We start from the raw sequence: 10,456 nt of genomic DNA, 5'->3' as shown, positions 1-10,456 counted from the left end.
CTTTTTCATCTTACCGTGTTTTAGGGTTGTTTGAGTAATATTTTTATTGCTATATTTTTTATGTATATTGTATAATACAAATTGTAAATAGCAAGTTTGATTAGGTAACATGTTTTACTAATCATTATGAATGGATGGTGAAGACTTTTTTCTTTAAACATGATTAATAAATGGAATTTCACATTTAAAATTAGCTTAGAAAGAAAGGAGGAATTATATGAATTCACCAAATAATGTATTGGTTGGCGAAATAAAGAAACCCCTTTTACCGGAATATGTGCTCATGTCTATATTAACGTTATTTTCTTTTGGGCCTCAATACTTTACAAGTCTTTCCTACATCTTGAATCAAATGGTTATTCAAAATGGACTTAACTTAAGTACACAAGTTATGTTACTTCCATCCATTTGCTCAAATTTGGCTTTTTCGCTAGGTCTCCCATTCGGCCGTATCCTTCCCATGAAATATGGCACAAGAAAAATTTATCTCACTTTCATTTTCATATTCATTGGTGGAACGATCATCAATATTCTAAGCTGGGGGATCATTCCGCTCACCATTGGCAGATCACTCCAAGGTTTAGGTGCAGGAGTATTGTTTTTGACAATCCTTCCGCATAGTTTAAGATCTTACCCAAACAAGGTGCGTAATCTGTTTTTATTGTTTGCGATAGGTGGGTTATTTGGTTGTAGCGCGGTTGGTGCATTTTTTGGATCCTTATCTTTGAGTATTTCTGAGTGGCGTTGGATATTCTTGTTAAATATTCTTTCATCCCTTATTTGCCTTGTAATAGGGTTCAGAATCTTACCCAAAAAGAAGCCAGAGTTAAACTCAGGAGCGAAACTTAACATGAAGGGAATACTTTTATTCACTTTATTAATAATGGACTTGATTTTCCCGCTGTATAATTTACAAGAAAACGGCTTTACATCAAATCAGGTTTGGCCATTTCTTGTGATTGCGCTTCTATTGGGGGTGTTGTTCATAGCGGTTGAAGTTAATGCTGTTGATCCGCTTATTCCAATCCGATCATTATGGTCAGCAAAAACGGTTTCAGGAACCATTATGGCTATATCCGCTCATATTGCTCTAATCGTTGCGATTGCAGGAGCGAATGGGTTTTTGCGTAACATTCTTGATCCTCCATTCATATACCTTACTTATTTTTATTTTTGGTTTTTTGTGGGCTTCCTGGCGTCAGGTGTTGTCTGTACTCTGCTGTATGACAAATGGGGTGCAGGGAGACTGGGAATGGTAGGATCCATCATCATAATAATTGTCAGTATTCAATGGAGAGCAATTGGAACCCAGGCTTCTTTAACGGCAATAAATGTTCAGATGGCTTGTATAGGTGTTGGCATAAGCATGGTGCTAATATCAGGTGCATTGGGAACAGCATTAGCAGGTGACATTCACAAGGCAACGCTAAGGTCGACATCCCTACATTCAATGAGAAATTTAATTGGTGCAATTGCTGCACCAGTACTAGGATGGTTCGCTTATCGAATGCATGCGATTCACTATGAAGATGTTCGAGGAGAAATTTCACTATTGAACCCCCAGACTAACTCGGAGATGGCCGAATTGGTCCGCAGCTACATCAATAATGGACAGACACTGACAGAGGCAAAAAGCATGGCCTATTACTCGATGGTTGTGAATAGCCAAAAAGGTGCGCTTCTAGGAGCTTACCATGATTTATTCACCATTCTTTTGATATTAGGCATTATCATGCTGTTGGCTTCCATTGGAAAGACTGTAACCGGTAAAGGAAGGTCGCTTGTGCAGAAAGAGCAGCACATTTTACTTCCAGCTCCATCGGAAAAAACTAATAAAAAGGGGAAATAAGTATGAGAAAAGATCGTTTGATAATTGCGAATATTTTAGGGGTTCTTGTTATAATTGCTTTACTAGCGGGCGGTGCTTACTTTTATTATCAAAATGAGAGCTTTGTTAAAACCGATGATGCGAAGGTATCTGCAGACATGGTTCAAATTGTAGCACCAGCTTCTGGTATGCTCAAAGAATGGGATATCAAAGAAGGTAAATCTGTTACAAAAGGAAATACAATAGGAACAATTGATGAAGGAGGTCAAACCGTTTCCATAAAGTCGACCATGGGGGGAACGATTATTAAAAATGGAACGGGTAATAACCAGTTAGTACAAGGCGGCCAAGTGCTTGCCCAGGCTGCAGACCTCAAGCATTTATTCATTACAGCCAACATCAAAGAAACAGATTTAAAGGACATTGAAAAAGGTGATTCAGTGGATATAAACGTTGATGGCGATACCGATGTAACTTTCGAAGGAAAAGTAGAAGAAATCGGCTATGCAACGAAATCTGTATTTTCGACGTTACCAGAGCAAAATACGGGCAATTTCACGAAGGTCACTCAAAAAGTTTCTGTTAAAATCTCTATTATGAATCCATCTGCCAAAGTGCTTCCTGGTATGAATGCTAAAATCAAAATCTCGTTGTAGACGAAAATTGGAATGAATGCACCGAAGAGGAGTGGAAACTTTATGAAAATCTATATTGTCTATGATAGCGAAGGTGAACATACAAAGGCACTGGCGGATTCTTTAGCAGACGGTGCTCAAGAAGGGTGCAGTAGTGTTTATCGATCATGTGGAACAATCTGAAGTATAATAGCTATCAGAAATGATGCGAATGTATCGGGATGTCCTGGACATTTCGGGACGATTAGCTCTGGATAAAAAGCTTGGATTGATAAATTAGGGTTTTTATGGGCAGAAGGTAAGCTGATAAACAAAATTGGGGCTGTATTTTGTACCACTGCTACTGTTCATGGAGGATTAGAAGCTACCATTGATCGTACAGATTTGCTTCCTAAGCAAGCCCAAGAGTTAGGAAGAGCTTTAGGAAAACGTGTAGCGGAAGTCACACAAAATCTAGCATATGTACAGTAAGGAGTTGGTCAGATGGTGACCATTATTGCTTGTATAGTATTGGCTAAGGCTGTTATGGCGGGATTATTCAAAATTAATTTTTGGTCACCTTCAAAAGAAGAAGGGGCACATGAAGCGGTTATAAATGAAATTGGTAAGGAAGCTATCCATTCACCTGACAAATCTGAATTGGTTCTAGAGGAGACTCTAATTGGTACCGCCGATTCAAAAGGGCAGGTTCAGCGCATGAACGGTCAGACCTACCGCCAAGCCCTTCAAGGTTTCCAGTACACGACGCAGGAAGATTTGAACATAGTCGATTGGCTATGAAGGATGAAGATTATAGAAAAGCGTTAAAAAACATGAATCGTAAGCGTGAGAATGAAAAAAACAGATAAGTGTAGAATTATTCCTAAGAATGAACTTAACTCTAAAAAGTGAGGTAACATAAATCATGAGTTCCTATACTCCCTATTTTGAATTCAATCGAAAAGAGTGGGCATCTTTACGAAATCACGCTCCTCTTCCTTTAACTGAAGAAGAATTAGAAAATGTAAAGGGAATAAATGTAGAAATATCCATTGATGAAGTAGAAGAGATTTATTTGCCCTTGACTCGTTTAATTAATTTATATGTCAAAGCGTCTCAGCAACTTCATACCGCTACTACTTCCTTTCTAAAAAATAACGCTAAAAAAGTACCTTATATTATTGGAATTGCAGGGAGTGTTGCTGTAGGGAAGAGTACAACAGCAAGGATACTTCAGATACTATTATCTAGATGGGACAATCATAGAAACGTAGGCTTAGTTACAACAGATGGTTTTTTGTACTCAAATGACTTTTTAGAAAAAAAAGGACTGATGAAAAGAAAAGGGTTTCCTGAAAGTTATGATACTCAAAAATTAATTAATTTTATCGGAGATGTAAAAGCAGGGAAAGATAAAGTGGAAGCACCGATCTATTCACATTTGACGTATGATATTCTGCCGGATGAAGTGCAAACTATCTGTAATCCAGATATTTTAATAGTGGAAGGTGTTAATGTTCTACAAGTGGACAAAGAAAGTCAAATATTTGTCAGTGACTTTTTTGATTTTTCACTCTATGTTGATGCTGAGGTACAGGACATAGAAAGATGGTATATCGAGAGGTTTCTCCTACTTCAAGAGACAGCTTTTCAAGATACCAAATCCTATTTTTGTCGTTTCGCAAACTTGTCTAAAGAAGATGCTATTAAGCTAGCGACTCAAATTTGGGAAGAAATTAATTTAGTGAATTTACTTGAAAATATATTACCGACAAAAGGGCGAGCCAATATAGTTTTGAAGAAAGGGTCAAATCATAACGTTGAAAATATCTTTTTACGAAAGTTATAATGCATACTTTGTTCGCGAGGTCCATTACTCTATATTAACGAATTTTTATGAAAACCTTAATTCAGCGCCGCTTGAACATGCAGTTTCCAGGCAACAATAAGGAAACTTAAAAAATATCGATTAAAGGTCAATGAAAAGAATAGGTGAGTATGGGGGTTACTTTATCGGTAACCCCTTATTTTTGTCGATTTGCGCTTAATGACTTACTTAAGTGTCCCGTAATTTTCCGTTTTCATTTTTATGCTCTAATTAATTCAGAAATGGTTTTATTCAGTCAAAATTGAATGACGGTTAACCCATATGGAGCCCTTTCATTTCATTTTTACAATTCAATAATGAATTCACACGTCTGGTAAATTTGCTGTTTTGATAGTGTTTTAACTATGGCACGGCACTTGCATTTATAATAGGAAAATTGTTCTACGGAATAACTCTGTAGAAAGGGCGAGGTGAGAGGGTTGAACGATCCAGTCATTCAGAGAAATTGAAAGAAAACTATACAACACGGAGGTGATATTTTAGGATTTGTCAGCATTCATCTTAGAACGAATCATTACTTAAATGAAATGATATGTGTATGGACTGCTGCAGCATGGTATAAGGCTTGGAAATAAAATTGGCCTCCTGCTTGGAAATCATCATGATTTATAAAAGCCCATTATCCGGCGATCAAACTAAACTGGGAATGATCATCATACCATTCAATCCCTTAAATACTGTAAGGGAAAATAGGTGGATTCCAGAAGATGCGCAATAGAAATACTTGATCAAAAATGAAAGCGCTATCAACACAAAGGCTTTATCAGCTACTTCTTAAATGAATATAAATAGGTGGTGAGCTTCAGTGCCTTTGGACAAGTGGTAAAGTTATAGCGTTTGTTGTCCCAAAGCAGGGAATTGTTATCGATCAAGAAGCATTAGATGGTCATTGTTATCGATTGTTGAACCATTATAAAGTGTCTTAGTAATTTCATGTAAAAACAATCATTGCCGCTTAATGCAGATGGTAAAACTAAAAGCGCCAGCTGGTCAAGGAAGAAATGGTTTGAAAGAGATCCTTTGTTTTAGCGTAAGATAATTGGTTTCCTTAAAGATGAGTGCTTTCCAAATATGGACAGGATTGTAAGCAATCAGTGAATGAGCGGCCAAGTAAAATTAAATAATTATTCAGGGAGGAAGTAAATGGATATTTTGATCCAGCAGCTTTTTAATGGATTGACGATTGGCAGCGTCTATAGTCTAGTTGCCCTCGGACTGACGCTAGTATATGGAATTTTGCATATCCCGAACTTTGCGCATGGTGCCCTATATATGTTAGGAGGATATATCACATTGTCGATGATGACATTATATGGGGTCAATTACTGGCTTGCCATGTTTGTATCCGTTATCGTTGTTGGCTTGTTGGGTGTCCTCTTGGAGCGTTTCGTATTCCGTTTGTTAAGGGAGGCACCTCCATTGCACGATAAAATTGCAGCAATCGGCATTCTTCTTTTTCTTGAAGCTTTTGCCCAATTTGTCTGGGGTGCCGACTTCCATACAATGACATCTCCATATGGACAAGTCGTCAATATCATGGGCTTGACATTCACCCTTCAGCGTTTATTGATCATCGTATCAGCCATTGCGGTGATGGTTTTACTTTATCTCTTCCTTAAGAAAACGTATACCGGTTCAACGATAATAGCGATGTCCCAAAGCCGTGAAGGTGCGTCATTGGTGGGAATCAACATTAATAAAGTTGCGATGCTGACCTTCATGATTTCTGGGGGATTAGCCGCCATCGCTTCATCCCTTGCTTCACCGATTAACCTTGTCTTTCCTGGAATGGGGCATTTAGTCATCTTAAAAGCATTCGTCATTATCATACTGGGCGGGATGGGGAGCATTCCGGGTGCGATCGTTGGCGGATATATTCTAGGTTTCAGCGAAAGCCTTGGCGCAACATATATTTCTAATGATTATAAAGACATCATTGCTTTCATTCTTTTAGTCGTAATATTAACCGTGAAGCCAACAGGTCTTTTTGCCAAGGGGGAGAGGTAGCTTGAAGATTTTAACGAAACGCAATGGACTTATTGCTCTTATCATCCTTGCATTTTCATTCCCTTTCATCGCACAAAACGACTATTATCTTCACATACTGACACTTTCATTCATTTGGGCGATAGCTGTATATGGAATCAATTTATTATCAGGCTATACAGGTTATCTGTCACTTGCACATGCTGGATTTTTTGCAATTGGGGCATATTCGCTCGGCCTGCTGACGGTTAAAACGGGAATGAACTTTTGGCTGGCACTTGTTGGAGCCTGTTTAATCACCTGTGCCATTGGTTTTTTAATCGGTTTGATCGCATTAAGGACAAAGGAACACTTTTTCGCGATATATACCCTTTGTGTGGGTTACATCATCTATCTGGTCATCGATAAATGGGAGGGGCTTACAGAGGGTGTAAGAGGATTGATCGGCATCCCTGCTCCTGGAAATATCGGTCCCATCACATTTGAAACTGCTGCTTCACAATATTATCTAGTCCTCATTTTCTTGCTTGCCGTCATTTTAATCGTCTATCGAATTATCCGCTCGTTGACAGGCAGGACTTACATGGCCATCAGGAACAGCGAGGACCTCGCTCAAACGATTGGTATATCGACAATGAAGAATAAGTTGACCGCATTTGTCCTATCCACATTTTTCGCTGGGCTGGCAGGTGCCTTGTATGCTTCATTCATTCGTTTCATTGGGCCTGATATTGGTTCCACATCCATCATGTTCGATCTTTTGATGTATTTATTGGTTGGTGGAATCGGAACACTTTCAGGTCCTTTGGTTGGTACATTACTGCTTGTGATCCTTTCACAGAACCTTCAATTCCTCCAAGAATATCGAATGTTGATATTCGGTCCATTGCTTACATTGATCATCATCTTTTATCCTCGCGGAATCACGGGAGCCGTCTTTGATTGGCAGAGCAAGCGGAAAGGTAAGAAAATGTCAGGGGTGAGAAAAGAATTTCCCATTAAGGCAGAGGAGGGATGAACTTGCTGATTGAAACGAAGAATTTGACAAAACGGTTTGGTGGATTAGCGGCGGTCAATAATGTGGATTTTATGATTGAAAAAGGAGGAATCAATGCAATCATCGGACCGAATGGTGCAGGGAAATCCACATTTTTCAACTTGATCAGTGGCTTTCATCGACCAAGTTCAGGGACGGTGCTATTTAAAGGGATTGACATCACCAAGCTCCGTGCCAATGAAATAGCGGGCCTTGGGATTTCAAGGACCTTTCAAACGACAAGCCTGTTTGATCAATCGACCGTGTTGGATAATGTCATTGTCGGGCATAGACTTCGAACAAAATCCAATTTGATGGATGCCATCCTAAGAACGAAACGCTTAAAACGAGAGGAAGCAGCATGCAGGGATAAGGCAATGGAAGTACTTGATATTGTTGGATTGACGAAATCGGCCGACAGAATGGTATCTAGCATCTCTCAGGAGGAAAAGAAACGGACAGCCATTGCCCTAGCCCTTGCAACGGAACCGGAAATTATCTTTCTTGATGAACCTGCTGCCGGAATCAACCCGGATGAAACGGAAGGGCTGACGGAACTGATTAAAAAATTAAATCAATCGGGACTGACAGTATGTTTAATCGAGCACAAAATGCATATGATCATGAACTTGGCAGATCACATCATGGTCCTTAATTACGGGGAAAAAATTGCCGAGGGCACACCTAAGGAAATCCGCGGAAATGAAGCGGTGATTAAAGCCTATTTGGGAGGTAGTGCGAGTGCTTAAGTTAACGGATGTTGCAGTGGCTTATGGGAGTTTTACTGCCATTAAACATGTGAATATCGAGGTTTCCAAAGGGGAAATCGTTGTATTGTTAGGAGCTAATGGGGCAGGAAAAAGTACGACTTTTCGTTCAATCAGCGGTATCAGTAAGCTGTCACAGGGAGAAATTCATTTTCAAGGCATTCCCATAGGAGGCAGGGCCCCGGACAAGAATGTACGGGAAGGAATAGTACAGTGTGCAGAGGGCCGTAAACTATTTCCACAAATGACCGTCCAGGAAAACCTGAGAATGGGTGCCTATATTCACCGAAAGAACAAGGCGGAAATCAGGGGTTTGTTGGAATACGTCTATCATTTATTCCCTATTTTAAAAGAAAAGCACCAAGATGAAGCCGGAAGCCTGAGCGGCGGCCAACAGCAAATGCTGGCAATAGGAAGGGCGTTGATGTCCAAGCCAAAATTGTTGATGCTTGATGAGCCTTCGGTTGGACTTGCACCTCTTATTGTCGAACAGATGTTTCAAGTCATTGAAGAAATAAACCGTGAGGGAATCACAATCCTGCTTGCTGAACAAAACGCGAATGCTGCACTCAGAATTGCAGATAAAGGATATGTCTATGAAAATGGGGAAATTGTCGTTCAAGGGACAGCACGTCAGTTATTGGCCAATGACGAAGTAAAGAAAGCATATATTGGAGCCTGAAAATAGGAATGGGGGATATATATGAAAAAACTGAAAGTATCATTTGTCTTTCTGGTGTTAATTATGATTGTTTTGGCTGGTTGCAATAAAGGAGAAAGTCCCGCGTCCAGCAGTGGCAGTAAAGGGAAAAGTGAGAATGTCGTGAACATTGGTTTTAGTGGTCCATTAAGCGGGGCAGCAGCTCTATATGGGAAACGGACTTTGAATGGTGTCGAAATGGCCGTCAATGAAATTAATGATGCAGGCGGGTTTGATGTAAAGGGTAAGAAATACACGCTGAATTTAGTATCATTGGATGATAAATACTTACCAAATGAAACAGGGGCGAATGCTAAAAGATTAATTCAGGAATATGATACGCCGATCATTTTTACACCGCATAGCGGGGGTGTACTGGCACTGCAGGTCTTTAATGAACAAGAGAAATTCATCATTGGCGCATATACGAGTGAACCATCAGTGACCGATAGCGGAAATTCATTGACCGTTCGAATTCCACCGAATTACGAAGGATATATCGAACCTTTTACAACATATGCAATGAAGCATTTTGGCAAGAAAATTGCAGCATTGCCGACCGCTTCTCAATACGGTAAAGACTGGACGGAAGCGGTTCTTCCACATTGGGAAAAACAAGGGGGGAAGGTCGTTTATAATTCATCCATTGATTTCGCCAAAGAAACCGATTTCTTTACGATTGTTACCAATGCATTGAAAAAAGATCCTGATGTGCTGTTTATCGGGGGTGCTTCGGAACCTACGGCAAAAGTGGCGAAGCAAGCTCGGGAGCTAGGGTTTAAAGGTGGTTTCATTATTATGGATCAGGCAAAGCTAGATCAAATGAAGCCGATTGCAGGGTCATATGAAACATTGGAAGGTTCAATAGGTGTTCTGCCACTGATGGATTCAGATGAAGACGCAGTGCCAGCCTTCGTTGAGAAATATCAAAAAAAATATAAGGAAGATCCGAGCTCCGAAGTCGGTTTGAATTATATTGCCATGTATGCGTTTGTAGAAGCGATGAAATCTGCAGGAAGTGTTGATGACGCTAAGGCTATTCGTGAACACATGCAGGATGGGCTTACAAATATCGGGCCAGATCAAAAAATATACGATATTCCTTCCATTGATGAAAATGGCGGATTCGCATCGACCATTGTCGTGGGAGCGGTTGAAGATGGAAAAGTGGTGCCCGTTCGCTAAGGGGAAAAAGGGATGGGGCTTGTCCATCAAAGTCGATATTATTTAGACGCAGTGTCCTAGATTAGCATATTGGTATATTTCTTGTACGTGTACGTTGTCCATTTGGAGGGGCAATGTACACGTTTTTTTTTGAAAAAATCGGGAGTGCCAAAAATAGGAAGCTCCGATGATAGAGTAGATAACGGCAATATACTCCATTATTTCAAGCTTGGAGTGAATTTATCTAGATGGCAGCCATGTTACCTGCAAAAGAGAATGTTGTTTGATATCGTGATTGCCAGTGCCTATTAAGTAAAGAAATGGAACGGCGGCGACTTGATAAAGTAGCCAGATCCATGTAAGGCTTTTTATTTGATTCCAAAGAGAGATACTGATGCGCTTGGGTTTTTAAGGGGAATGATCTATATCTTACAATTATTACAAAAATATCTTGTCCTTAAGTAATGAAAGCG

The 10,456-nt window shown here is 39.8% G+C and carries 9 protein-coding genes and 1 pseudogene; all 10 read left to right on the top strand.

All coding sequences use genetic code 11. From position 1 onward, the window contains the following. The first annotated feature begins 217 nt into the window (after window positions 1–217). Window positions 218–1,849 (top strand): MFS transporter, encoded by a 1,632-nt coding sequence (locus ACFWE9_RS23540; RefSeq protein WP_230156331.1) that lies wholly within the window; start codon window positions 218–220, stop codon window positions 1,847–1,849. A 2-nt stretch (window positions 1,850–1,851) separates the two neighbouring features. Then, a complete protein-coding gene (locus tag ACFWE9_RS23535) occupies window positions 1,852–2,484 on the top strand; it encodes an HlyD family secretion protein (protein WP_230156329.1) in 633 nt (210 codons plus the stop codon). A 42-nt stretch (window positions 2,485–2,526) separates the two neighbouring features. Further along, window positions 2,527–2,934, top strand: a pseudogene (locus ACFWE9_RS23530) (NAD(P)H-dependent oxidoreductase). Window positions 2,935–2,946: 12 nt separating this feature from the next. Next, entirely contained in the window at window positions 2,947–3,243 is a 297-nt protein-coding gene (locus ACFWE9_RS23525) for a hypothetical protein (protein WP_230156327.1), read from the top strand. Between the two features lie 124 nt (window positions 3,244–3,367). Beyond that, window positions 3,368–4,291, top strand: a complete 924-nt coding sequence (gene coaA / locus ACFWE9_RS23520) for a type I pantothenate kinase (protein WP_230156325.1) — start codon at window positions 3,368–3,370, stop codon at window positions 4,289–4,291. Window positions 4,292–5,473: 1,182 nt separating this feature from the next. Then, window positions 5,474–6,337: a branched-chain amino acid ABC transporter permease gene (locus ACFWE9_RS23515; RefSeq protein ID WP_230156323.1), complete on the top strand. Its 864-nt coding sequence runs from the start codon at window positions 5,474–5,476 to the stop codon at window positions 6,335–6,337. A 1-nt stretch (window position 6,338) separates the two neighbouring features. Further along, window positions 6,339–7,334 carry a branched-chain amino acid ABC transporter permease gene (locus tag ACFWE9_RS23510; protein ID WP_230156321.1) on the top strand — a complete coding sequence of 332 codons (996 nt, stop codon included), beginning with the start codon at window positions 6,339–6,341 and terminating at the stop codon, window positions 7,332–7,334. A 2-nt stretch (window positions 7,335–7,336) separates the two neighbouring features. Continuing rightward, complete coding sequence (locus ACFWE9_RS23505) at window positions 7,337–8,101, top strand: ABC transporter ATP-binding protein (RefSeq protein WP_230156319.1); 765 nt, start codon at window positions 7,337–7,339, stop codon at window positions 8,099–8,101. Next, window positions 8,094–8,801 (top strand): ABC transporter ATP-binding protein, encoded by a 708-nt coding sequence (locus tag ACFWE9_RS23500; protein WP_230156317.1) that lies wholly within the window; start codon window positions 8,094–8,096, stop codon window positions 8,799–8,801. The genes ACFWE9_RS23505 and ACFWE9_RS23500 overlap by 8 nt, the downstream gene beginning before the upstream one ends. Window positions 8,802–8,822: 21 nt before the next feature. Further along, window positions 8,823–10,004: an ABC transporter substrate-binding protein gene (locus tag ACFWE9_RS23495; RefSeq protein ID WP_377359064.1), complete on the top strand. Its 1,182-nt coding sequence runs from the start codon at window positions 8,823–8,825 to the stop codon at window positions 10,002–10,004. The last annotated feature ends 452 nt before the right edge of the window (window positions 10,005–10,456 follow it).

The organism is Peribacillus sp. NPDC060253, assembly GCF_042727425.1.
GTDB lineage: Bacteria > Bacillota > Bacilli > Bacillales > DSM-1321 > Peribacillus.
Note: the sequence above shows the minus strand (reverse complement) of the source record. Positions and strands in the feature narration are given on the sequence as shown.

What these genes read in the sequence shown, in the direction of transcription:
- ACFWE9_RS23540 (WP_230156331.1), top strand. Translation starts at nt 218, where the DNA reads ATGAATTCACCAAATAATGTATTGGTTGGCGAAATAAAGAAACCCCTT.
- ACFWE9_RS23535 (WP_230156329.1), top strand. Translation starts at nt 1,852, where the DNA reads ATGAGAAAAGATCGTTTGATAATTGCGAATATTTTAGGGGTTCTTGTT.
- ACFWE9_RS23525 (WP_230156327.1), top strand. Translation starts at nt 2,947, where the DNA reads ATGGTGACCATTATTGCTTGTATAGTATTGGCTAAGGCTGTTATGGCG.
- coaA (WP_230156325.1), top strand. Translation starts at nt 3,368, where the DNA reads ATGAGTTCCTATACTCCCTATTTTGAATTCAATCGAAAAGAGTGGGCA.
- ACFWE9_RS23515 (WP_230156323.1), top strand. Translation starts at nt 5,474, where the DNA reads ATGGATATTTTGATCCAGCAGCTTTTTAATGGATTGACGATTGGCAGC.
- ACFWE9_RS23495 (WP_377359064.1), top strand. Translation starts at nt 8,823, where the DNA reads ATGAAAAAACTGAAAGTATCATTTGTCTTTCTGGTGTTAATTATGATT.